The organism is Stutzerimonas sp. FeSN7 (assembly GCF_030263795.1).
Taxonomy (GTDB): domain Bacteria; phylum Pseudomonadota; class Gammaproteobacteria; order Pseudomonadales; family Pseudomonadaceae; genus Stutzerimonas; species Stutzerimonas stutzeri.
Genome location: NZ_JARPMN010000001.1, coordinates 4,111,595 through 4,132,503, shown reverse-complemented (window position 1 = coordinate 4,132,503; position 20,909 = coordinate 4,111,595). Strand labels below are relative to the sequence as shown.

21 protein-coding genes are annotated in these 20,909 nt (G+C 65.4%); 9 read left to right on the top strand and 12 right to left on the bottom strand.

Going from position 1 to position 20,909, the window contains the following annotated elements; genetic code table 11:
- Positions 1–36 precede the first annotated feature (36 nt).
- Positions 37–1,167 carry a tetratricopeptide repeat protein gene (locus P5703_RS19760; protein WP_279642480.1) on the bottom strand — a complete coding sequence of 377 codons (1,131 nt, stop codon included), beginning with the start codon at positions 1,165–1,167 and terminating at the stop codon, positions 37–39.
- Here P5703_RS19760 and P5703_RS19755 point away from each other — a divergent pair.
- The gene (locus tag P5703_RS19755) at positions 1,159–1,647 is read left to right on the top strand and encodes a helix-turn-helix domain-containing protein (RefSeq protein ID WP_234545491.1); all 489 of its coding nucleotides are present in this window, start codon (positions 1,159–1,161) and stop codon (positions 1,645–1,647) included. The genes P5703_RS19760 and P5703_RS19755 overlap by 9 nt on opposite strands.
- A gap of 27 nt (positions 1,648–1,674) precedes the next feature.
- Here the strand turns inward: P5703_RS19755 and P5703_RS19750 are convergent, their stop codons facing one another.
- Positions 1,675–3,648, bottom strand: coding sequence for an AAA family ATPase (locus P5703_RS19750; RefSeq protein WP_019407008.1), 1,974 nt, complete (start codon positions 3,646–3,648; stop codon positions 1,675–1,677).
- 506 nt (positions 3,649–4,154) lie between these two features.
- Here P5703_RS19750 and P5703_RS19745 point away from each other — a divergent pair.
- Positions 4,155–4,910, top strand: a complete 756-nt coding sequence (locus P5703_RS19745; protein WP_013981582.1) for a substrate-binding periplasmic protein — start codon at positions 4,155–4,157, stop codon at positions 4,908–4,910.
- Positions 4,911–4,945: 35 nt separating this feature from the next.
- Here P5703_RS19745 and P5703_RS19740 read toward each other — a convergent pair whose 3' ends face one another.
- Genes P5703_RS19740 through P5703_RS19730 form a run of 3 tightly spaced genes read right to left on the bottom strand, consistent with a single transcriptional unit; the run spans position 4,946 to position 8,849 of the window.
- Complete coding sequence (locus P5703_RS19740) at positions 4,946–6,175, bottom strand: c-type cytochrome (protein WP_125459944.1); 1,230 nt, start codon at positions 6,173–6,175, stop codon at positions 4,946–4,948.
- An 11-nt stretch (positions 6,176–6,186) separates the two neighbouring features.
- Positions 6,187–8,385 (bottom strand): xanthine dehydrogenase family protein molybdopterin-binding subunit, encoded by a 2,199-nt coding sequence (locus P5703_RS19735; RefSeq protein WP_285589203.1) that lies wholly within the window; start codon positions 8,383–8,385, stop codon positions 6,187–6,189.
- A gap of 11 nt (positions 8,386–8,396) precedes the next feature.
- Entirely contained in the window at positions 8,397–8,849 is a 453-nt protein-coding gene (locus tag P5703_RS19730; RefSeq protein WP_011911691.1) for a (2Fe-2S)-binding protein, read from the bottom strand.
- Positions 8,850–9,113: 264 nt separating this feature from the next.
- Here P5703_RS19730 and P5703_RS19725 point away from each other — a divergent pair, with 264 nt between their 5' ends.
- Positions 9,114–9,572, top strand: a complete 459-nt coding sequence (locus P5703_RS19725) for a FecR domain-containing protein (protein ID WP_049326228.1) — start codon at positions 9,114–9,116, stop codon at positions 9,570–9,572.
- 11 nt (positions 9,573–9,583) lie between these two features.
- Positions 9,584–10,147: an OmpA family protein gene (locus P5703_RS19720; protein WP_014595654.1), complete on the top strand. Its 564-nt coding sequence runs from the start codon at positions 9,584–9,586 to the stop codon at positions 10,145–10,147.
- Positions 10,148–10,187: 40 nt separating this feature from the next.
- Here P5703_RS19720 and ridA read toward each other — a convergent pair whose 3' ends face one another.
- The 5 genes from ridA to P5703_RS19695 form a co-directional block, all read right to left on the bottom strand.
- On the bottom strand, positions 10,188–10,568 hold the full coding sequence (gene ridA, locus P5703_RS19715) for a deaminase RidA (protein ID WP_011911694.1): 381 nt from the start codon (positions 10,566–10,568) through the stop codon (positions 10,188–10,190).
- A 149-nt stretch (positions 10,569–10,717) separates the two neighbouring features.
- Positions 10,718–12,826 (bottom strand): bifunctional GTP diphosphokinase/guanosine-3',5'-bis pyrophosphate 3'-pyrophosphohydrolase, encoded by a 2,109-nt coding sequence (gene spoT / locus P5703_RS19710; RefSeq protein ID WP_013981587.1) that lies wholly within the window; start codon positions 12,824–12,826, stop codon positions 10,718–10,720.
- Positions 12,827–12,886: 60 nt separating this feature from the next.
- Positions 12,887–13,150: a DNA-directed RNA polymerase subunit omega gene (gene rpoZ, locus P5703_RS19705; RefSeq protein WP_003295433.1), complete on the bottom strand. Its 264-nt coding sequence runs from the start codon at positions 13,148–13,150 to the stop codon at positions 12,887–12,889.
- Positions 13,151–13,269: 119 nt separating this feature from the next.
- Entirely contained in the window at positions 13,270–13,890 is a 621-nt protein-coding gene (gmk, locus tag P5703_RS19700; protein ID WP_011911696.1) for a guanylate kinase, read from the bottom strand.
- A 61-nt stretch (positions 13,891–13,951) separates the two neighbouring features.
- Entirely contained in the window at positions 13,952–14,815 is an 864-nt protein-coding gene (locus tag P5703_RS19695) for a YicC/YloC family endoribonuclease (protein WP_013981589.1), read from the bottom strand.
- A gap of 149 nt (positions 14,816–14,964) precedes the next feature.
- On the opposite strand from P5703_RS19695, the gene rph reads away from it, so the two are divergent.
- Together rph and P5703_RS19685 are read left to right on the top strand one after the other, a co-directional pair.
- The gene (gene rph, locus P5703_RS19690) at positions 14,965–15,687 is read left to right on the top strand and encodes a ribonuclease PH (protein ID WP_011911698.1); all 723 of its coding nucleotides are present in this window, start codon (positions 14,965–14,967) and stop codon (positions 15,685–15,687) included.
- 17 nt (positions 15,688–15,704) lie between these two features.
- Positions 15,705–16,073 (top strand): DUF4870 domain-containing protein, encoded by a 369-nt coding sequence (locus tag P5703_RS19685; protein ID WP_011911699.1) that lies wholly within the window; start codon positions 15,705–15,707, stop codon positions 16,071–16,073.
- 73 nt (positions 16,074–16,146) lie between these two features.
- On the opposite strand, the gene crc is transcribed toward P5703_RS19685, so the two are convergent.
- Positions 16,147–16,926, bottom strand: a complete 780-nt coding sequence (crc, locus tag P5703_RS19680; RefSeq protein ID WP_011911700.1) for a catabolite repression control protein Crc — start codon at positions 16,924–16,926, stop codon at positions 16,147–16,149.
- A gap of 85 nt (positions 16,927–17,011) precedes the next feature.
- Between crc and pyrE the strand changes: the two genes are divergently transcribed.
- The 3 genes from pyrE (at position 17,012) to P5703_RS19665 (ending at position 19,946) form a co-directional block, all read left to right on the top strand.
- Positions 17,012–17,653 carry an orotate phosphoribosyltransferase gene (gene pyrE / locus P5703_RS19675; RefSeq protein ID WP_013981594.1) on the top strand — a complete coding sequence of 214 codons (642 nt, stop codon included), beginning with the start codon at positions 17,012–17,014 and terminating at the stop codon, positions 17,651–17,653.
- Between the two features lie 46 nt (positions 17,654–17,699).
- Entirely contained in the window at positions 17,700–18,266 is a 567-nt protein-coding gene (locus P5703_RS19670) for a DUF4124 domain-containing protein (protein ID WP_084902309.1), read from the top strand.
- Between the two features lie 204 nt (positions 18,267–18,470).
- Positions 18,471–19,946, top strand: coding sequence for a DUF3360 family protein (locus P5703_RS19665; protein WP_011911703.1), 1,476 nt, complete (start codon positions 18,471–18,473; stop codon positions 19,944–19,946).
- Between the two features lie 56 nt (positions 19,947–20,002).
- Here P5703_RS19665 and argB read toward each other — a convergent pair whose 3' ends face one another.
- A complete protein-coding gene (gene argB / locus P5703_RS19660; protein WP_011911704.1) occupies positions 20,003–20,905 on the bottom strand; it encodes an acetylglutamate kinase in 903 nt (300 codons plus the stop codon).
- Between the last annotated feature and the right edge of the window lie 4 nt (positions 20,906–20,909).

The following is a 20,909-nucleotide window of genomic DNA, read 5'->3' as shown; positions in this document are numbered from 1 at the left end:
GGGAGGCGTCCATTGCCTCTCCCTCACTCCCTTCCTTCACTGCATGCGCCGCTGCTCGGCCAGCATCAGGCGCTCGCGCTGCAACGCACGAGCGAGACCCTGCTGGCCTGCACGCTGGGCGGCGACGATCAGCGTCTGGTCGATCAGGTCACGCTGGGCGTGGCTGCCGCCGAACAGCTGCGCCTGATTGCGGATGCCCCGCAACCGATCGATGCAGCGCGCATGGTCGCCCTCGACGAAGGCTTCGACCGCCCCGACTCCCGGAGCGCCGACCAGGGCGGTAAAGCGTGCGTTGTCGTCAGCGCGCCCGCAGGCCCGCCGCTGTGCGTCGTGCAACAGGTCGAGCAGGTCGTCGCGACCGGCGCAGGCGAAGGCCATCGCCGCATGGAAGTCGTTGAAGGCGTAGCAGCCATCCGCGGCCATCGCCGCCCAGCGCTCGGCCACGCCGGACCAGCGCTGGCCGACCTCCACCCCGCGCAGCTGCAGGCGCCACAGCAGCGCGCTGGCGTCGATCAGCTCCAGCGCCAGGGTGCTGCCGTGACCGTTCAGCGGGCCGTCGAACAGGGCCAGGACGCTGTCGAAGTCATCCATTTCCAAATGGTGCAGCGCCAGGTGCCACCAGTTGTGCACGGCGAGCATGCTGTCCTGCTGCCAGGCCGGATTGCCGCGCATCCAGGCGATGCCTTCCTCGCGCCGCCCCTGCATTTCCAGTACATGCGCAACGGCGTGCTGGGCCCAGGCATCGTCGGGCTGCAGCGCCACCGCTTCACGGCCCAGGCGCTCGGCAAGGCGGTAGTCGCCGCTTTCCTCGAGGCCGAACGCGTACAGGCCAAGCAGGGCGTGGTAGCCCGGCACTTCCAGCGACCAGTCCGGCAGCACGCGGGCGATGCGGTCGCGCAGCATGCGGGCGTCGCCGGTGAAGAAGTCGATCTGGTGGCCGGCCTGCAGGGCGAGCAGGTCGTGGGGATAGTCGACGCTGAGGTCTTCCAGCGCGCGGCCGGCGGCGTACCAGCGGCCATCCATGAGCAGCCCCAGGGCGTGCAGGTGACGGGCTTCCCGCTCGTTGTGCGGCAAGGCCAGGGCGCGGTCACGCGAGGCCCGGGCCACCGGGAGGGCAGCTGCCTCCGTGCCAAGCAGATAGAGCCAGGCGTGCAGGACATGGCCCATCACCAGTTCAGGCGAGGCCTGCAGCGCGGCCTCGGTGGTTGCCAGCGAGGCGGCGGTCCGTTGGCCTACGCGGCGATGATGCGCACCGGTCAGCTGGCCGATCCGATCATCGCCCGCTGCCAGGAATGGGCCGCACAGCATTACGAGGAGGAGGCGCCGGTGAGTGCCATGGTGCGCATCAGCGGCCTGCCGGAGCGCACCTTCCAGCGCCGCTTCGCCCTGGCCACCGGGCTGACGCCGCTGGACTACATCCACACCCTGCGTCTGGAGGAGGCCAAGCAATTGCTGGAGAGCGGCGAGCTGTCGGTGGAGGCGATCGCCTGGGAGGTGGGCTATCAGGATGCGGGCTTTTTCGGCCGGCTGTTCCGGCGCAAGGTCGGCCTGACCCCGGCACAGTACCGCCGACGCTTCGGCGTGCTGTCGCGGCGTCTGGCCGGTATCGCCACGCTGCAGGAGGAGCGGGCGCCGGCCTTGCACTGAGCGGGCCGGCACCCGGTTATACCCGACTCAGAGCCGGGTCGGGCCTTCGTCGTCCTCGTCCGGCGAGACCACCGGAGCCAGTTCGAAACGGTCGGCCCCCTCCATGGCGCTGGCGGCGACACGGTCGATGCTGCTCAGCGCATGGCCGATGATGGAGCTGACGCTGGCTTCGTGATGCTGCGCCGGCAGTCGCTCGATGGCCGCCAGCACGTCTTCGCCCGGCACGGTTTCTTCGGCCAGCAGCTTGTCGGCGATCTCGTCCAGGGCCGGCTTCAGACGCTGCAGCAAGGCGATGCAGTCGCTGTAGAGCTGCTGCAGCAACTGGTCGGCGGCGCGGATGGACTCGCCGGAATCGAACTCGATATGGGCGTCGCGCACGGCCTGCAGGCTGAGCAGCGAGCCGTTCGGTCCCATGCCCAGCGCGCCGACCATCGACAGCGCGATCTTCGAGGCTTCCTGCAGATCCTGGCCGGCGCCGGAGGAGACTTCGTGGAAATACAGCTGCTCGGCACCGCGCCCGGCCAGCAGCATCTGGATGCGGTTGCGCAGCTCGGAATACATGTGCAGGCGCTTGTCCTCTACCGGCGTCACCAGGGTCACGCCCAGTGCCTGGCCGCGCGGCAGGATGGTGACCTTCTCCACCCGGCCGACATTCAACGCCGCGGCCACCAGCGCGTGGCCGGCCTCGTGCACGGCGATGCGCTTGCGGTCGGTGGGCGACATCGGCGTCACGCCGGACGGCTGCTCACCGATGCGGCAGGTTTCCACTGCATCGACGAAGTGGGCCATGTTCACCTGCTGCGCGCCGGTACGGGCGGCCAGCAGTGCGGCATGGTTGGCGATGTAGGCGATCGCCGCCGGCGTCAGGCCGACGGTATTGCGCGCCAGCTGCGGGAAATCCAGGTCGTCGGCAGCGTTGAGCTTGCCGGCGTAGAGGCGGAACAGCGCCTCGCGGTCATCCAGTCCCGGCAGGCCGACGGCGATGGAGCGGTCGAAGCGGCCTTCGCGCACCAGCGCCGGGTCGAGCGAGTTGGGGAAGTTCGTGGCACCGAGCACCAGCACGCCGCTGGCGCCGTCGAAGCCGTCCATCTCGGCGAGGAACTGGTTGATGATGCGGTTGCTCTCGGCATCGCTGGAGCGCGTCTGCTCGGCGCGCTTGCCGATGCCGTCGATCTCGTCGATGAAGATGATGCATGGTGCCTGCTTGCGCGCGGTGCGGAACAGCGCCTTGACCTTCTGGATGCCGACGCCGAAGTACATCGAGGAGAAATCGCTGCCGGTGACCTGGATGAAGCTGGCATTCGATTCACTCGCCAGCGCCTTGGCCAGCTGGGTCTTGCCGGTGCCCGGCTCGCCGGTCAGCAGCACGCCCTTGGGCGGACGGGCGCCGAGACGTGCATAGGCGCCCGGGTCACGCAGGTAGGCGGTGACGTCGCTGAGCGCCTGCTTGGCCTCGGCGGCGCCGATCACGTCGGCGAAGGTGATGCCGCTGCCCTTGCGCTGCACCTCGAAGCTGCGCGTCTTCATGGCGAAGAAGATTGCCGCGCCGAGCAGCAGCAGGGCGATCGGCGAGTAGGGCAGCAGGTAGGTGTAGAAGGGCTTTTCCGCGTCGGTCTGGAACATCGCCAGCGGGAACAGCTCGCCGTTGCTCTGCGCGTACTGCTCGAGCAGCAATCCAGCCACGCGTCCGGACTGGTCCGGCACCCAGTAGCGCAGGCCGTCGTGCAGGCTGACGTAGACCGCATCCTTGCCCAGCGCGGCGCTGGCGATGCTGGCGCCACGCAGGTCGGCCAGCAGTACCGAGAGATCGCGGCGATTGGCCTGCCAGGGGGCGGTGGACTCCTGCAGGGCTTCGAGCATGCTCGCCGCCGCGCCAGTGGCTGGCGTCGACGGCGCGGCTGGGCGCAGCTGCCAATAGGCCACGCAGGCGGCGATCAGCAGAAGCAGGAAAACGGAGAGCACAGGGCCGCGACGACCTTGTAGCAGACGTGGTGTTTTCATTTCACATCCAATCGGGAAGGCCCGATGTTTCGACAAACCACCGCCCGCAGGCGGACCACAGTTGTTGTGCGGGAAACCCGCGGCGCCAAAGGTATGGCGCGCCACAGTTCGGATGTGTTGGATGCGATTTATATGCCCGACTGTGTCTCGGATCGGCAGACTCCGATAGCCGGCGAGAATACGGCAAGTGCCACCATGGGGGCGGCTGTGCGACGAACGGACGGCAGGTTTTCGACGAATGACCGTTCGCGCCGGGAACGAAATCGTCGCTGTACAAGCACGGCAGGGCTGCTGGTGCAGCGCCATCGCGTCGACGCGCCGCAGCGGCACGTGCCACATAAGTGACCGGCTGCAGAGATTGCCGCGCAAGGGCCTGTTACCGTTCGACGCCGCATGGACGTCCGTCACGCTCCGTTGCGGACATGCGACACACTGCCGACAGCCGACCCTGCCACGATGCCGGGCGCGCTCATAAAAACAACGTTCGATCGACCCGAGACTTCAACATGCCAACCCGCAACAAGACCCTGCGCTCTGCCGTTCTGGGCGCGCTGTTCGCACTACTCCCGTTCGCCTCGGCCAACGCCCAGGATACGGTCAACCTGCTCACGCAGAACTTCCCGCCGTTCAGCATGGCCAATGACGGCAAGAACTTCGCGAAGGAGGAGGCCATCAGCGGCATCGACGCCGAGGTTGTGGCCGCTCTGTTCAAGCGTGCCGGCATACCCTACACGCTGACTCTGCGCTTCCCCTGGAGCCGCCTGCAGCAGCTGGCGGAAAAAACGCCCGGCTTCGCCGTGTTCTCCCTCAGCCGTACGCCTGAGCGTGAGCCGAAATACAAGTGGGTCGGCCCGCTCAGCGAGATCCAGATCGTGCTGCTCAAGCGCCCCGACAGCCCGATCCAGATCTCCAGCCTGGAGGAGGCCCGGCAGTACCGCATCGGCTCGAAGGACGGCAGCGTCGGCAGCCAGTACCTGATCAGCCGGGGTATCGAGGTGCAGAGTTCGCTGATCGATACGCCGGCCAAGCTGAAGGCCGGCCAGTTCGATCTCTGGGCGACCACCAACCCCTCCGGCGAATACGAAGCCAAGCAGGCCGGCGTCGGCCCGCTGGCGGTGGCCCTGACCCTGAGTCGGGTCGACCTCTACCTGGCGATGAACAAGGAAACTCCCGACGAGGTCGTCGAGAAGCTGCAACGCACCCTCGATCAGATGAAGCAGGAAGGCCTGCTGCAACAGGCTGCGCGCCGCTACGTGAACTGACGTCAGCCCGCGCCGCGGGGGCGGCGCGATGGGCTTCAGCGCCGCTCGGAAATCGTCCCTGCGCTCAGCGCTCCGGGCTGCGCACCGAAATGCTCGAGCATGAAGTTGGCCAGCTCCGCCACTTCCCGATCGTTGAAGTGCCGGTTGAAGGCCGGCATCAGGTGATGCCCGCTGGGCCCGTGCAGGGCGTCGCCATCGAGGATGACCCTGACCAGATTCAGGCCCTGCGGGTCGTTCAGCGTGCGCAGGCCGCGCAACGCGGCGTAGTCGCTCTGGCGGCCGCTGCCGTCCCACTGGTGGCAGCTGGCGCAGGCGTCGGCGAAGAGCTTCTGCCCCAGCGGGTGCTCGCTTTCGGTGGGCGGCTGATTGGCCAGTGAGCGGGCTTCGGGGCGTTTCACGTCCGCCGGCTGGGCGGGCACCGATTTGAGATAGACGACCATGGCCTGGATATCCTCGGGTGTGAGGTGGCGCAGGCTGTGGTTGACCACCTCGGCCATCGGCCCTCCCGCCACGCCGTAGCCCGGCGCGACGCCGGTGGCCAGGTAAGCCGCCAGGGCGTCGTCCGGCCAGCCGCCGATGCCGCTCTGCTCGTCGCCGGTAATGTTCCACGCCGCCCAGCCCTGGATGGTCGCGCCACCGAGCGCCTTGGAGCTCTGCTTCGCCTGCATGACGTTGCGTGGCGTATGGCATTCACCGCAGTGCCCCGGACCTTCCACCAGGTAGGCGCCGCGGTTCCATTGCGCGGACTGCTGCGGGTCCGGCTCGAAGCGTTCGTCGTCGAGAAACATCAGGTTCCACAGGGCGATGCCCCAGCGTTGGTTGAACGGAAAGCCGATGTCGTTCTCCCGGTTCGGCTGGTTCACCGGTTCCAGGCTGAACAGGTAGGCCTTGATGGCGAGGATGTCCTCGCGCGGCATCAGGGTGTAGGAGGTATAAGGAAAGGCTGGGTAGTAGTGGCGGCCATCCGGGCCGACGCCCTTTTGCATGGCCTCGACGAACTCATCGTCGGCCCAGTTGCCGATGCCGGTTTCCTTGTCCGGCGTGATGTTGGTCGAGTACAGCGTGCCGAACGGCATCTCCACCGGCAGGCCGCCGGCGTAGGGCTTGCCGCCTTCGGTGACGTGGCAGGCCAGGCAGTCCGCGGCGCGGGTCAGGTATTCGCCGCGTTCGAGCAAGGCGTCGTCCGCCTGCTGCGCCATGGCCGCCGTGCCGAACAGGGCCAGGGCAGCGCCCAGCAGGCTGCCGGTTGTGAATCGATTGTTCATGCTGGGACTCCTCAGATCACGTAGTAGCCGGCGCGTGCCAGCGGCAGGCGGCGGATGCGCGTGCCGTTGGCGGCCGCCAGGGCGTTGACCAGCGCGGGGGCGATCATCGCCGTGCCGGCCTCGCCGACCCCGCCGGGCGCCTCGCGACTCTCGACGATGTAGGTTTCCACTGGCGGCGCATCACTGATGCGCAACTGCCGGTAGTCGTGGAAGTTGGTCTGCTCGACGCGGCCCTCGCGCACGGTGATTTCGTTGAACAGCGCGGCCGACAGACCGAACAGGGTGCCGCCCTCGATCTGCGACTTGACCGATACCGGGTTCATCACCTGCCCGCAGTCGATGGCGACCACCAGTCGCTTGAGCCTGACGCCCTTGTCCTCGCTGACCTGCAGCTCGACCACCGTGGCGAGAAAGCTGCCGAACACCTCCTGCACGGCCACGCCGCGACCGTGCCCGGCCTCGAGCGGTTCGCCCCAGCCGGCCTTTTCCGCAGCCAGACGCAGAACGCCCTGGGCACGGGGATGGCTGCCGAGCAGGGCCATGCGGTAGTCGACCGGGTCCTGCTCGACGCTGCGGGCCACCTCGTCGATGAAGCTTTCCAGCATGTAGGTACTGCGCAGCGGGCCGACGCCGCGCCACCAGGACTGGTGCAGCGCCCGGGGTGGTACCGGCACGTAGTTCACCCGCAGGTTCGGCATCGCGTAGATCGGATGCATGGCGACTTCCACCGCATCGCCGTCCAGGCCGTTCTCCGGCACCGCCTCGGGCGCGAAACGGGCCAGCACCGAGGCGCCGGCGATGGTGTGGCGCCAGCCCTGCAGGCGACCTTCGGCATCCAGCGCGGCAGCGAAACGGTCGATGTAGTGCGGGCGGTACATGTCGTGGGTGGTGTCTTCCTCGCGCGTCCAGGTCAGCTTGATCGGATAATCGACCTGGGCCGCGATCGCCACCGCCTGGCTGATGAAGTCCACCTCCAGCCGCCGGCCGAAGGCGCCGCCGATGAGCTGGTTGTTGACGATCACCTGCTCGGCCGGGCGCCCGGCGGCCTCGGCGGCGGCCGTCTGCGCGCGCACCGGCACCTGGGTGCCGACCCACAGCTCGACGGCGTCGGCGCGCACCTCGGCGACGCAGGTCATGGGCTCCAGCGCGGCGTGGGCGAGGAAGGGCATTTCGTATTCGGCTTCGAAGGTGTTGGCTGCGTCCTTGAGTGCTGCATCGATGTCGCCCTGCTCGTTGGCGATGGCGCCGGGCTTGTCCAGCGCCCCCCTGATCTCGCGCTCCATCTGCGCCGAGTCGATGCCGGCGTTGTCGCCCAGCGCCCAGTCGATCTCCAGCGCGCGCACGCCAGCGAAGGCAGCCCAGGTGTGTTCGCCGATGACCGCCACGGCATTGTCCAGCCGCACCACCTCAATCACCCCCGGTATCTGCCGGGCCGCGCGTTCGTCGACCTCGCGCAGGGCGCCGCCGAGCACCGGGCAGGCGCGGATCGAGGCGTATTTCATGCCTGGCACCACCAGGTCGATGGTGAAGCGCGCGGTGCCGTCGACCTTGGCCGGTGTATCCAGGCGCCGGGTCGGCTTGCCGATCAGCCTGAACTGATCGGCCGGCTTGAGCGGAATGTCTTCGGGGACCGGCAACTTCGCGGCGTCCTCGACCAGCTCGCCATAGCCGAGGCTCTGGCCGTCCGGGCCCAGTACGCGGCCGTTCTCGGCGCGCAGCTGATCGGCGCCCAGCTGCCAGCGCTGGGCCGCGGCCTGAATCAGCAGCAGGCGCGCCGCCGCGCCGGCCTGGCGCAGCGGCTCCCAGTTGCTGCGGATCGAGGTCGAGCCGCCGGTGGCCTGGAAATTCAGCAGCTTGTCGTTGTAGATCTGCTCGTTCGGCGGGGCTTCCTTGAGGGTGATCTGCTCGAGGCCGATCTCCAGCTCCTCGGCGACCATCACCGCCAGGCCGCTCTGCGCGCCCTGGCCCATCTCGATCTTCGGCACGGTGAAGGTGACCTGGCCGTCGCGGTCGATGCTGATGAAGGCATCCAGCGCCGTGGCGTTGGACATCGGCTGGTCTTCCGGGCCTTCGTTCAGGATCTGCTCGGCGAAGCTGCGTCCGGCGAACGGCAGGGTGAAGCCGATCACCAGCCCGCCCAGGGCGAGGCTGCCGACCTTGAGCAAGGTGCGGCGCGAAGGGGACTGCAGGGTCGTGTCGGGTTGGCTCATCTCGCGCTTCCTCATGCCTGGGCGACGCGCTTGATGGCGCTGCGGATGCGGGTATAGGTGCAGCAGCGGCAGAGGTTGCCGGCCATGCCCTGGTCGATGGCGCGGTCGTCGGGCTGCGGGTTTTGCTCCAGCAGGGCAACGGCGGACATGATCTGCCCGCACTGGCAGTAGCCGCACTGCACCACCTCATCCTCCAGCCAGGCCTGCTGCACCTTGCGGCCGAGCTCCGTGTTGCCGATGCGTTCGATGGTCACCACCTTGCGGCCCTTCACCTCGCCGACCGGCAAGACGCAGGCGCGCGCCGCCTGGCCATCCAGGTGCACGGTGCAGGCGCCGCACTGGGCGATACCGCAGCCGTACTTGCTGCCGGTGAGCCCTAGCACGTCGCGCAGGACCCAGAGCAGGGGCATGTCTTCGGGCACGTCGACCTGCAGGTCGGTGCCGTTGATGGAAAGCGTCAGCATGGAACGGGGACCTCACGTCAGGCTCGGAAACGGCGCGCTTATGTCTGGTTGGATGCGCGCGTTAGATCGAGACAACGGGAGCGGCAAAAATCGCGAAATTTTTCTGCTCCGCGCAGCCGGCGCCATGGCATTTGCGAAGCGCTGCCAGCGGTGGAGCGCAGAAAACGGAACGCTGCGGGATTTTTTGCCGATTTGGACTGCCTTAGTTCTCTGGAGTCGAGCGGGACCCTTCCCTTGTGCAATTCTGTCGATTCGAGAGCTTCGATGACCTGTCTGGATCATTACATGCGCGCGTTCTGCACGTTGGCGGCCGCCTGGCTGGTGCCGGCCTTCGGCAGCACCTTGCCCGAGCCCGTCGGCCACGTGGCCCGTGTGGAGGGTGCGGCCTTCGTCAGCAGCCGCGGCCATACCAATGCGGCCAAGGTCGGCCAGGCGATCATCCCGGGCGTTGCCCTGAGTACCGGTGCCGAGGGTGGGCTGGGGGTGATCATGGGCGACGGCAGCGTGTTGTCGTTCGGCCCGGACAGCGAGCTGACGCTGGACGATTACCGCTTCGCACCGGCGAGCGATGAGCTGCGTCTGCGCGCGACGCTCAACCGCGGCACGCTCAGCCTGATCGCTGGCGACATGGCTCGGCTCGATCCCCAGGCCATCGCCGTCGAGACCCCGGAGGGCCGGGTCGGAGTGCGTGGCGGGCAGGTGCTGCTGAAGGTGAAACCGTGAAAGCCCGGTTGATGAGCGGCACGCTGCTGCTGGCAATGGCCGCGCTGGGCGGCTGCGCGCAGCATTCCTACGTGATGCTGGCGGATGATTCTGGCGGGCGTGGCGCTGCCGTGCTGGGCGACGAACAACGGGTGCTGGACATGCCGGGGCAGGGCATGGCGATTGCTCCTGGCGGGCAGGCCTTTGCGGTGTCGGACATGCAGCGCAAGGCCGATTTCGCCAAGGCGCTTTCGGCGCAGCCCGCATTGCCGGAGCGTTTCACCTTCCATCTGGCGCCTTCCGGCGAATTGGATGCCGGTGCGGAGCAGCTGCTGGACAGCGTGCTGCTTGCCGCGCGCCGCCGGGATTATCCGGTGGTTACCGTGATCGGCCATACCGACACCCTGGGCCACCGTGCCGCCAACGAGCAGGTCGGCATGCGCCGAGCCCAGCGCATGGCCGAGCTGCTGCGCGCCCGGGGGCTGGAGGCGATGGAGCTGCGGGTGGAGTCCCACGGCGAGCGCAACCTGCTGGTGGCGACGCCGGATGCCACCGCCGAACCGCGCAATCGGCGGGTCGAGGTGCTGGTGCGCTGAAGGGCACCGGCGCGGCGCGGGCCACGCCGGCAGGAGCGGGTCAGTCGATGACCAGGATCGCGTCCATCTCGACTTGCGCGCCTTTCGGCAGCGCAGCAACGCCAATGGCGGCGCGCGCCGGATAAGGCTGCTGGCAGTAACGACTCATCACCTCGTTGACGGTGGCGAAGTTGCCGAGGTCGGTGAGGAAAATGTTGAGCTTGGCAATGTCCTTCAGCGAGCCGCCAGCCGCTTCGGCCACCGCCTTGAGGTTCTCGAACACCTGCACGGCCTGCGCCTCGAAGCCTTCCACCAGCTCCATGGTCTTGGGGTCCAGCGGGATCTGCCCGGACAGGTAGACGGTGTTGCCGGCCTTGATGGCCTGGGAGTAGGTGCCGATGGCGGCCGGGGCCTTGTCGGTGTTGATCACGGTCTTGCTCATGGAAACTCCTCTGGGAATTGGGCAACGGGCAGCCAGCATAATGGCTGATGCCGGCAGCGGCCACCCGCGACAGCCGTCTGGGTGGACAAGTATCAGGGCAGGCGGGCGCGGCGGGGCGACAGCACCGCCGCCGTGAGTGGGGTAGGCGATCAGGCCTTGACGCGGGTGATGCGGGTGACGCCCTTGATGGTGCGCAGCTTCTTGATCACGCGGGCCAGATGCACGCGGTCATGCACACTGACCACCAGCTGGACCACGCTGATGCGGCCGTCGCGCTCGTCCATGCCGATCTTCTCGATATTGCCGTCGGCGGCATTGACGCTGCCGGCGAGCAGGGCGATCAGGCCGCGCTGGTGCTCCAGTTCGACGCGCAGTTCGACGTTGAACTCGCCGGTGACGTCCTTGGACCAGGACAGCTGGATGCACTTGTCCGGATTGTGGCGGACGTCGGCGATGTTCCGGCAGGTTTCCAGGTGCACCACCATGCCCTTGCCGGCCGACAGGTGCCCGACGATGGGGTCGCCGGGGATCGGTGTGCAGCACTTGGCGTAGTTGAGTACCAACCCTTCGGTGCCGCGGATAGCCAGCGGCCCTTCGAGCGCTGGTGCCTGTTCGTCGTCCCGGGCAATCAGACGCCGGGCGATGACATAGGCCATGCGGTTGCCCAAGCCAATGTCTTCCAGCAGGTCCTCGACGTATTCCATGTGGTATTCGGCAAGCACCTGCTGGATGCGCTCGGGGCTGATCTTGTCCAGGCTCGTCTCGAAACCGCTGAGGGCCTTGCTCAGCAGCCGCTCGCCGAGATTGATGGACTCCGAGCGGCGCTGCAGCTTGAGCGCATGGCGAATGTGTGTGCGCGCCTTGCCGGTGACGACGAAATTCAGCCACGCCGGGTTTGGCCGAGCCCCCGGTGCGGTGACGATCTCCACCGTCGAGCCGCTTTCCAGCGGTTGCGACAGCGGCGCCAGGCGACGGTTGACGCGGCAGGCGATGCAGGTGTTGCCGACATCGGTGTGCACCGCGTAGGCGAAGTCGACCGCGGTGGAACCCTTGGGCAGTTCCATGATGCGGCCCTTGGGCGTGAAGACATAGACCTCGTCCGGGAACAGGTCGATCTTGACGCTCTCGATGAATTCCAGCGAGTTGCCGGCGCGCTGCTGCAGCTCCAGCACACCCTTGACCCATTGCCGTGCGCGGGCGTGGGTGCCCTTGGGCACTTCATCCTCGTTGGACTTGTACAGCCAGTGCGCAGCGATGCCGTTGTTGGCCATCTCTTCCATTTCGCGGGTGCGGATCTGGATCTCGATGGGCACGCCGTGCATGCCGAACAGGGTGGTGTGCAGCGACTGGTAACCGTTGGCCTTGGGGATCGCGATGTAGTCCTTGAATCGCCCTGGCAGCGGCTTGTACAGGCTGTGCACCGCGCCGAGCACGCGGTAGCAGGTATCGACCTTGTCCACCACGATGCGGAAGGCATAGACGTCCATGATCTCGTGGAACGCCTTGCGCTTGCCGCGCATCTTCTTGTAGATGCTGTACAGGTGCTTCTCGCGACCCAGCACCTCGCCTTCCAGACCATCGCGCTCGAGGCAGTGAATCAGCGACTGCTCGATCTTCTCGACGATCTCGTTGCGGTTGCCGCGAGCGCGGCGCACCGCGGCGCGGATACGCTCGGAGCGCATCGGGTGCATGGCTTTGAAGCCGAGGTCCTCGAACTCCACGCGCATCGTGTGCATACCGAGGCGATTGGCGATCGGTGCGTAGATTTCCAGGGTTTCCTTGGCGATGCGCCGGCGTTTCTCGCCGGCCAGCACCTCCAGGGTGCGCATGTTGTGCAGGCGGTCGGCGAGCTTGACCAGGATCACGCGGATGTCGCGGGCCATGGCCATGGCCATCTTCTGGAAATTCTCGGCCTGGGCCTCGGCCTTGGTCTCGAAGTTCATCTGGGTCAGCTTGCTGACCCCATCGACCAGCTCGGCGACGGTTTCGCCGAACTGGGCGACCAGAGCTTCCTTGGGAATGCCGGTATCCTCGATGACATCGTGCAGCATCGCGGCCATCAGGCTCTGATGGTCCATGTGCATGTCGGCGAGGATATTGGCTACCGCGAGGGGATGGGTGACGTAGGCTTCACCGCTGCGCCGGCGCTGCCCGTCATGGGCCTGCTCGGCATAGAAATAGGCTCGGCGAACCAGGTTGACCTGGTCCGGGCCGAGATAGGTCGACAGGCGATCCGCGAGTGCGTCTATGGCTGGCAAGGTCGTACTCCCTGCCGGCTGACTTCGATCTTCTCGGTTCGACTTCGACCTGGCATTTAATCAGATGGCCTCGTTCGGCTCTTCCTCGTACTGGGTGAAGAGCGGTTCATCGTCAACGATTTCGTCCTGAGCAATGACATCGTAGTCGACCAGGCCGGAAGCGATCTCGCGCAGCGCGACAACGGTCGGCTTGTCGTTTTCCCAGGCCACTTTCGGCTCCTTGCCGCCGGTCGCCAGTTGACGCGCGCGCTTGGTGGCAAGCATGACCAGCTCGAAGCGGTTATCAACGTTGTCCAGGCAGTCTTCAACGGTAACGCGGGCCATGGTGTTCCTCGTGATCAGTAACGGTAGAGCATGCCCGGATGGGCGAGCGGACGGAGTAGTCTAAAAAATCACCAGCCGTAATGGAAGCGCTGTTTCTCAGGCGGTAGCGCCGTGCCGGCTTAGGCCAGCAACTCGCTGAGCAGGCGCGCATGGCGCTGCTGCTGGGCCTGCTGCTTGAGCTGATTGGCGCGGAAGATCGACTGCAGATCGATCAGCGCGTGGGCGAAGTCGTCGTTGATCACCAGGTAGTCGTACTCGACGTAGTGGCTCATCTCGCTGACCGCTTCGCGCATGCGCTTCTCGATGATCTCGTCGCTGTCCTGGCCGCGGTTGTTCAGGCGCTGGCGCAGGGCCTCCTGGGTCGGCGGCAGGATGAAGATCGATTTCGCCTGGGGCATCAACCGGCGCACCTGCTGCGCGCCCTGCCAGTCGATCTCGAGGATCAGGTCGTAGCCCTCGGCCAGCGTCTGTTCCAGCCAGCGCTGAGAGGTGCCGTAAAGATTGCCGAACACTTCGGCGTGTTCGAGAAACTCGTTGCGCTCCAGGCGCGCGAGGAATTCCTCGCGGCTGACGAAGTGATAGTTGACCCCGTCTACCTCACCCGGACGCATGGCGCGGGTCGTGTGGGAGACCGACACCCGCACCTGCGGCTGTGCATCGACCAGGGCCTTGACCAGGCTGGTCTTGCCGGCCCCGGAAGGCGCGGAAACGATATAGAGCGTACCGGTGGTGGCGGACATGACGGCTTCCTGGAAAACGCTGTGGGACAAAAAATAGACCAGCCGCAACGGCTGCTGGCAGTTATTCGAGGTTCTGTACCTGTTCGCGCATCTGCTCGATGAGGACTTTCAGGTTTACCGCGGCCTGAGTGCTGCGCGGGTCGAAGGCTTTCGAGCCGAGGGTGTTGGCCTCGCGGTTGAGTTCCTGCATGAGGAAGTCGAGGCGGCGCCCGGCGGCACCGCCGGCCTTGAGCACCCGCCGCACTTCGCTGACGTGGGTGCTCAGGCGGTCGAGTTCCTCGGCGACATCGCTCTTCTGCGCCAGCAGAACCATTTCCTGCTCGAGGCGCTGCGGATCCAGCTCGGCACGCACCTCGCTGAAACGGTCGAGAATCTTCTGCCTCTGGGTGGCGAGCATCTGTGGCACTTGCTCACGCAGCGTGGCGACTTCCTCGAGGATGCTGTCCAGGCGTTCGCCGAGCAACTTGGCCAGCTCCTCGCCCTCGCGGCGGCGACCTTCCTTGAGCTGCTCCAGCGCCTTGTGGAACAGCTCGAGTGCGCTCTGGTTGAGCGCTTGCGGATCGAGCGCATCGCCGACCAGCACACCAGGCCAGCCGAGCACCTGCAGCGGATCGATGGCGGCAGGCTGGCGGATCAGCGCGGCAACGCTTTCAGCGGCGGCGATCAGCTGGCTGGCGCGCTCCTGGTCGACCTGCAGGTTGCCGCGCTGGCCTTCCTCCGCGAAGCGCAGGGTGCATTCCACCTTGCCGCGCGAGAGTCCTTTGCGCAGGGCATCGCGCACCTGGCCTTCGAGGTCGCGAAAGGCTTCCGGCAGGCGCAGGTGCGGCTCCAGATAGCGATGATTGACCGAGCGGATTTCCCAACTGAGGGTGCCATGGGCGCCGGCCTGCTCGCTGCGGGCAAAGGCCGTCATGCTGTGGACCATCGGGTTAACCTCTCGGATGCGGACTGCGAAAGGCGGAGGATTGTAAAGGAAACCGGCAATCGCTGCAGAGACGACCGGACTGTCGCGACCCTTTCCCGGCCAAGGGGCTCTATAATGCCGCTCACATTCTTCTCTAGCAGGACCTACCCATGAAGCGACCCAGTGGCCGTGCCGCCGACCAGCTGCGCTCGATCCGCATCACCCGCAACTACACCAAGCATGCCGAAGGCTCGGTGCTGGTGGAGTTCGGTGATACCAAGGTGATCTGCACAGCCAGCATCGAGACAGGCGTACCGCGCTTCCTCAAGGGGCAGGGCCAGGGCTGGCTGACCGCCGAATACGGCATGCTGCCGCGCGCCACGGGTGAGCGTAACCAGCGCGAAGCGGCGCGGGGCAAGCAGGGCGGACGTACCCTGGAAATCCAGCGTCTGATCGGCCGTTCGCTGCGGGCCGCGCTGGACATGAGCAAGCTCGGCGAGAACACCCTGTACATCGACTGCGACGTGATCCAGGCAGACGGTGGTACGCGCACCGCCTCGATCACCGGCGCCATGGTGGCCGTGATCGACGCCCTCAAGGTGCTGAAGAAGCGCGGCGGTCTGAAGGGCGGCGATCCGGTCAAGCAGATGATTGCCGCCGTATCGGTCGGCATCTATCAGGGCGAGCCGGTGCTCGATCTGGACTATCTGGAAGACTCGGCTGCCGAAACCGATCTGAACGTCGTGATGACCGACGCCGGTGGCTTCATCGAGGTTCAGGGCACGGCCGAGGGCGCGCCGTTCCATGCCGACGAGCTCAACGCCATGCTGGCGCTGGCACACGATGGTGTGCGTCAGCTGTTCGAACTGCAGCGCGCGGCGCTGGCGGACTGAGCGAGAGGTAAGGCGAAATGAGCGATCAGGATCTCGTGCCGTTGCCCAGCCGCGAAGCGCGTCAGTGGGCGATGTTCTGCCACTACTCGGCGTTCTTCTGGTTCCTGGCGCCGATGATCGGCAACGTGCTCGGCCCGCTGATCGTCTGGCAGTTGAAGAAGGACATGGACCCCTTCGTCGACCAACAGGGCAAGGAGGCGCTGAATTTTCAGCTGACCTTCAGCCTTGCGATGATGATCTGTGGCGTGCTGGCCTGGATCCTCATCGGTTTTCCGCTGATGGTGCTGGTGAGCGTGGTGGCGCTGGTGCTGGTGGTGATCGCCGGCATCCGTGCCAACGAAGGCAAGCCCTATCGCTACCCCTTCTGCTGGCGGATCGTCAGATAGGACGGTTTCGATTCCCTGACAGCTGAGCGGTGGCCGACACATCGCGTGCCGGCCGCCGTTGCGAATCGCGGGATTACAGGCTCAGCGTCCAGTCGTAATCGACGATCAGTGGGGCGTGCTGCGAGAAGCGCGGTTGGCGCGGCAGGCGGGCGCTGCGCACGAAGCGGCGCAGGCCTGAGGTCAGGATCTGGTAGTCGAAGCGCCAGCCGAGGTTGAGCATCTCGGCCTGCTCGGTATCCGGCCACCAGCTGAACAGGTCGCCTTCGCGATTGACCTCGCGCAGCGCGTCGATATAGCCCATGTTGCCGAAGATCTCATCCAGCCAGGCGCGCTCGGGCGCGAGGAAGCCCGGATCCTGCTGGCAGTCGCGCCAGTTCTTCACGTCCAGCTTCTGGTGGGCGACGTACAGCGAGCCGCAGTAGATGTACTCGCGGCGCTTGCGGCGCTGCTTGTCCAGATAGTGGGCGAAGTCATCCATGAACTTGAGCTTGTGGTTCAGGTTGGCATCGCCGCCCTGACCCGAAGGCACCAGCAGGCTGGCGATACTGACCTTGTCGAAGTCGGCCTGCAGATAACGCCCGTAGCGATCCGCCGTCTCGAAGCCCAGACCGGTGATCACGGCTTTGGGCTGCAGCCTGGAATAGAGCGCCACGCCTCCCTGCTCCGGAATCTCGGCATCGCAGGCGTAGAGGAAGTAGCCATCCAGTTGGTAGGCGGGGTCGTCGAGTTCCAAGGCGGAGGCGCGGGTATCCTGCAGGCAGATGACATCGGCATTCTGCGCTTGCAGCCAGCTGAGCAATCCCCGCTGTGCCGCCGCTTGAATGCCATTCACGTTGACGCTGATGATCCGCATAAATGGCCCCTAAAAACACGTGCGTGTATGATAACCCAAGCTCTTCGCAATTAGCTAAAACAGTGGTTTTCCGGGAAATTTCTTCATGCAGGCGTACCAGCGCGAGTTCATCCGCTTCGCCATCGAGCGCGGCGTTCTGCGTTTCGGTGAGTTCACCCTCAAGTCGGGGCGTACCAGTCCCTATTTCTTCAATGCCGGCCTGTTCAACAGCGGCAGCGCGCTGGCACAGCTCGGGCGGTTCTACGCCTCGGCGGTGATCGAGAGCGGCCTGGATTTCGACGTGATCTTCGGTCCGGCCTACAAGGGCATCCCGCTAGGCGCAGCCACGGCCATCGCGCTGGCCGAGCAGCATCAGCGTGACCTGCCGTGGTGCTTCAACCGCAAGGAAGCCAAGGATCACGGCGAGGGCGGCACCTTGGTCGGCGCCCCGCTGACCGGCCGCGTGCTGATCGTTGACGATGTGATTACCGCCGGCACCGCCATCCGTGAAGTCATGCAGATCATCCGGGCACAGAATGCCGAGGCGGCAGGTGTGCTGATTGCTCTGAATCGGCAGGAAAGAGGGCAGGGCGAGCTGTCGGCGATTCAAGAAGTTGAACGTGATTATCGAATGCCGGTGATCAGTATTGTGTCCCTGGAGCAAGTGCTGGAATATCTCGCCGATGATGTTCAGCTGAAACAGCACCTGCCCGCGGTTCAGGCTTATCGCGAGCAGTACGGAATCTGACCCAGGGTAGGTATTGCACATGCGTAGATCGGTAGCCACTCGAACGATGCTCCTGTTGGGGGTCATCTGTCCGGTAGTGGCCTCGGCTGCCGAGCTTTATCGCTATGTCGACGAACGAGGCGTGGTGGTTCTCGATCGCCACGGCGTGCCGCCGCAGCATATCTCCCGCGGTTATCAGGTGCTCAACGAGCAGGGACGCGTGGTCCGCGAGGTGCCGCCGGCGCCGACCGCCGAAGAGTTCGCCCGGCTGCAGGCGAAGAAGGCGCGCGATGCGTCGGATGCACAGCTGCTGCGTCTCTATGCCAGCGTAGAGGATGTCGAGCGAGCTGAAACGCGCAAACTGGCCGAGCTCGATAGCGTGATCGGCTTGTCTCAGGGCAACCTGCAATCCATCCGCAGTCAGCACAGCAGTCTGCGCAAGCAGGCGGCGAACCACGAGCGGGCGGGGCGCAATGTCCCTGAGAACCTGCTGGCGCAGATCGAAAACCTCGAGAAGGAAGAGCAGAGCCTGTTGCGAGACCTGGCGCGTTTCGAGAAGACGCGTGCCGAGGCGGAGGTCAGCTTCGCCCAGGATCGGCAGCGAGTCGCCGAGCTGCTCGGGCAGAATCCATAAGCGCGTCGACCTGGCGCGCCCCTTCGAAACTTCCTGCTGAAAGCAATCTCGACGCATTAATGGCGTTTCGCCATTTTTCCGGATGAATGCGTAGCTTGCTTACTATCACAAAAGACCGCTCTAACTCAATAGTTTCAAGGTCGTGATGAGTTGCTTGGAGTCAGTCTGTACCGTTGCGCAAAATTTTCGGTATGGCTGACTGGCATGAATGATAGGAACCTACGCAGTTATCAGGAGCTTCACAAGCCGAAGGGAAATTTCGCGACTCGCGCTGAATACCTTGAACACGAATTGGAGATCATGGCGCCGAAACGCTGGGGCGTGAACCTGCCGTTTCGTGACTACCGTTTCGAGTACGAAGACTGGGTGCCAGCCATGGCGGCAACCATCGGCAAGATTGTCATGGTGGCCGCAGTGGTCGCAGCGTTCGCCGGTCCGATGGGGCTGTCCAACGAGTTCGTGATCGAGAACGCGCGCTACGAGATGCTGATTGCCGCGCTGCTGTTCGTGGTGCTGTTTTCCGGCTTCCTCAATCCCACCGCCAACCTGGCCGGAACCCATGGCCCGCTGATCCCGCTGATTCCACTGATCGTCGCCTCGGGCGGTCATCCGATGGCGCTGGGCATCATGGTTGGGGTGCTCGGTTTTACCCTCGGCGTGTTCAAGGGTGGCAGCCTGCTGGCGCGGCTGACCAGCGACGGGGTGTGCGGCGGTCTGTTGCTCTACCTCGGCTTCATCGGCATCACCTCGCAGATCAAGAAGCTGTTCGGCTGGGCGGACAGTTTCGACATGGGTTATATCGCCTTTGTCGTGGTCTTCGCGACCATCGTCATGTATGCCTATCTCGAGCATATCCGCATGCGCTGGCTGGCGATTCCGCTGGGCTCGGCTCTGGCTGCGCTGATCGCCTTCGTGATGGGCGCTCCGTTCGAGTTCACCACCGAGCCGGGCGTGCCGAATCTCAATCCAATGTATTGGTGGGGCGAGGACACCGGCTGGCAGATCGGCCTGCCGGACCTGCATCATTTCATCGCGGTCGCGCCTTTCGCCGTGCTGGCGGTGGCCATGTGGTCACCGGACTTCCTCGGTCATCGGGTGTTCCAGCAGCTCAACTATCCGCCCAAGGCGAAGAAGGTGCTGATGAACATCGACGACACCATGTGCGTCGCGGCAGCGCGGCAGATCGTCGGCACTTCGCTGGGCGGGGGCAATCTGGCGTCGTCCTGGGGTACCTTCATGGTCCCGGCGGCCATCGCCAAGCGTCCGATCCCCGCAGGTGCGCTGCTCACCGGCCTGCTCTGCGTGGTCGCCGCGCTCTGGGGCTATCCGATGGACCTGGCCATCTGGCCGCCGGTTCTGAGCGTGGCGCTGATGGTCGGCGTGTTCCTGCCGCTGCTGGAAGCCGGCATGCAGATGACCCGCGAGGGCAAGACCTCGCAGTCGGCAGCCATCGTGATTTTCTCTTCGGCGCTGGTCAATCCGGTGTTCGGTTGGTCACTCACCGTGCTGCTGGACAACCTCGGACTGATCGGTGACAAGGAGCGCGGTCAGTCGCTGAGCCATCTGCACCGCTGGGTGATTCCGACGATTGTGTTCATCGTGCTGTGCGCGGTGATGCTGGGCATCGGCATGTTCCCAGGCATTCCGGCGATGCTCGAATCGTTCCGCATCGATCTCTGAGGTTCTAGCGCACACGAAAAAGGGGAGCCTGGGCTCCCCTTTTTCATGTACAGGTATCAGCGCTGACTGTTGGTGATCAGCGTGCCGACCCCAACGTCAGTAAAAATCTCCAGCAACACCGCATTGGGCACGCGGCCGTCGATGATATGCGCGCTGTTGACGCCGCCCTGCACGGCTTCCAGTGCACAGCGGATCTTCGGCAGCATACCGCCATAGATGGTGCCATCGGCAATCAGCGCATCGACCTGAGCGGTGGACAGCCCGGTCAGCACGTTGCCCTGCTTGTCCATCAGGCCGGCGATGTTGGTCAGCAGCATGAGCTTTTCGGCCTTCAACGCCTCTGCCACCTTGCCGGCCACCAGATCGGCGTTGATGTTGTACGACTCGCCGTTCTCGCCCACGCCGATCGGCGCGATGACCGGGATGAAGTTGCCCTGCACCAGCATTTCCAGCAGCTCGGCGTTGACGCCGGTGACCTCGCCTACATGGCCGATGTCGATGATTTCCGGCTTGGTCATCTCCGGCGTCTGACGGGTCGCCTTGAGCTTCCTGGCGCGGATCAGGCCGGCATCCTTGCCGGTCAGGCCAATGGCGCTGCCGCCATGCTGGTTGATCAGGCTGACAATGCTCTTGTTGACCTGGCCGCCGAGGACCATCTCCACCACATCCATGGTCTGGCTGTCGGTGACCCGCATGCCGTCGATGAAGTGGCTTTCGATGTTCAGGCGCTTGAGCAGATCGCCGATCTGCGGGCCGCCGCCGTGCACCACCACCGGGTTGATGCCCACCGCCTTCATCAGCACGATGTCGCGGGCGAAGCCGGTCTTCAGCTCCTCGCTCTCCATCGCGTTGCCGCCGTACTTGATGACCAGCGTCTTGCCGACGAATCGGCGGATGTAGGGCAGCGCTTCGGACAGGACCTTGGCGAATTGGGTGGCAGCTTCACGGCTGAGGGTCATGCAG

What these genes read in the sequence shown, in the direction of transcription:
- pyrE (WP_013981594.1), top strand. Translation starts at nt 17,012, where the DNA reads ATGCAGGCGTACCAGCGCGAGTTCATCCGCTTCGCCATCGAGCGCGGC.
- P5703_RS19750 (WP_019407008.1), bottom strand. Translation starts at nt 3,648, where the DNA reads ATGAAAACACCACGTCTGCTACAAGGTCGTCGCGGCCCTGTGCTCTCC.
- rpoZ (WP_003295433.1), bottom strand. Translation starts at nt 13,150, where the DNA reads ATGGCCCGCGTTACCGTTGAAGACTGCCTGGACAACGTTGATAACCGC.
- argB (WP_011911704.1), bottom strand. Translation starts at nt 20,905, where the DNA reads ATGACCCTCAGCCGTGAAGCTGCCACCCAATTCGCCAAGGTCCTGTCC.
- P5703_RS19685 (WP_011911699.1), top strand. Translation starts at nt 15,705, where the DNA reads ATGAGCGATCAGGATCTCGTGCCGTTGCCCAGCCGCGAAGCGCGTCAG.
- gmk (WP_011911696.1), bottom strand. Translation starts at nt 13,890, where the DNA reads ATGTCCGCCACCACCGGTACGCTCTATATCGTTTCCGCGCCTTCCGGG.
- crc (WP_011911700.1), bottom strand. Translation starts at nt 16,926, where the DNA reads ATGCGGATCATCAGCGTCAACGTGAATGGCATTCAAGCGGCGGCACAG.
- ridA (WP_011911694.1), bottom strand. Translation starts at nt 10,568, where the DNA reads ATGAGCAAGACCGTGATCAACACCGACAAGGCCCCGGCCGCCATCGGC.
- rph (WP_011911698.1), top strand. Translation starts at nt 14,965, where the DNA reads ATGAAGCGACCCAGTGGCCGTGCCGCCGACCAGCTGCGCTCGATCCGC.
- P5703_RS19735 (WP_285589203.1), bottom strand. Translation starts at nt 8,385, where the DNA reads ATGAGCCAACCCGACACGACCCTGCAGTCCCCTTCGCGCCGCACCTTG.
- P5703_RS19670 (WP_084902309.1), top strand. Translation starts at nt 17,700, where the DNA reads ATGCTCCTGTTGGGGGTCATCTGTCCGGTAGTGGCCTCGGCTGCCGAG.
- P5703_RS19740 (WP_125459944.1), bottom strand. Translation starts at nt 6,175, where the DNA reads ATGAACAATCGATTCACAACCGGCAGCCTGCTGGGCGCTGCCCTGGCC.
- P5703_RS19755 (WP_234545491.1), top strand. Translation starts at nt 1,159, where the DNA reads ATGGCCCATCACCAGTTCAGGCGAGGCCTGCAGCGCGGCCTCGGTGGT.
- P5703_RS19745 (WP_013981582.1), top strand. Translation starts at nt 4,155, where the DNA reads ATGCCAACCCGCAACAAGACCCTGCGCTCTGCCGTTCTGGGCGCGCTG.
- P5703_RS19720 (WP_014595654.1), top strand. Translation starts at nt 9,584, where the DNA reads ATGAGCGGCACGCTGCTGCTGGCAATGGCCGCGCTGGGCGGCTGCGCG.
- P5703_RS19730 (WP_011911691.1), bottom strand. Translation starts at nt 8,849, where the DNA reads ATGCTGACGCTTTCCATCAACGGCACCGACCTGCAGGTCGACGTGCCC.
- P5703_RS19760 (WP_279642480.1), bottom strand. Translation starts at nt 1,167, where the DNA reads ATGGGCCATGTCCTGCACGCCTGGCTCTATCTGCTTGGCACGGAGGCA.
- P5703_RS19695 (WP_013981589.1), bottom strand. Translation starts at nt 14,815, where the DNA reads ATGGTCCACAGCATGACGGCCTTTGCCCGCAGCGAGCAGGCCGGCGCC.
- P5703_RS19725 (WP_049326228.1), top strand. Translation starts at nt 9,114, where the DNA reads ATGACCTGTCTGGATCATTACATGCGCGCGTTCTGCACGTTGGCGGCC.
- P5703_RS19665 (WP_011911703.1), top strand. Translation starts at nt 18,471, where the DNA reads ATGAATGATAGGAACCTACGCAGTTATCAGGAGCTTCACAAGCCGAAG.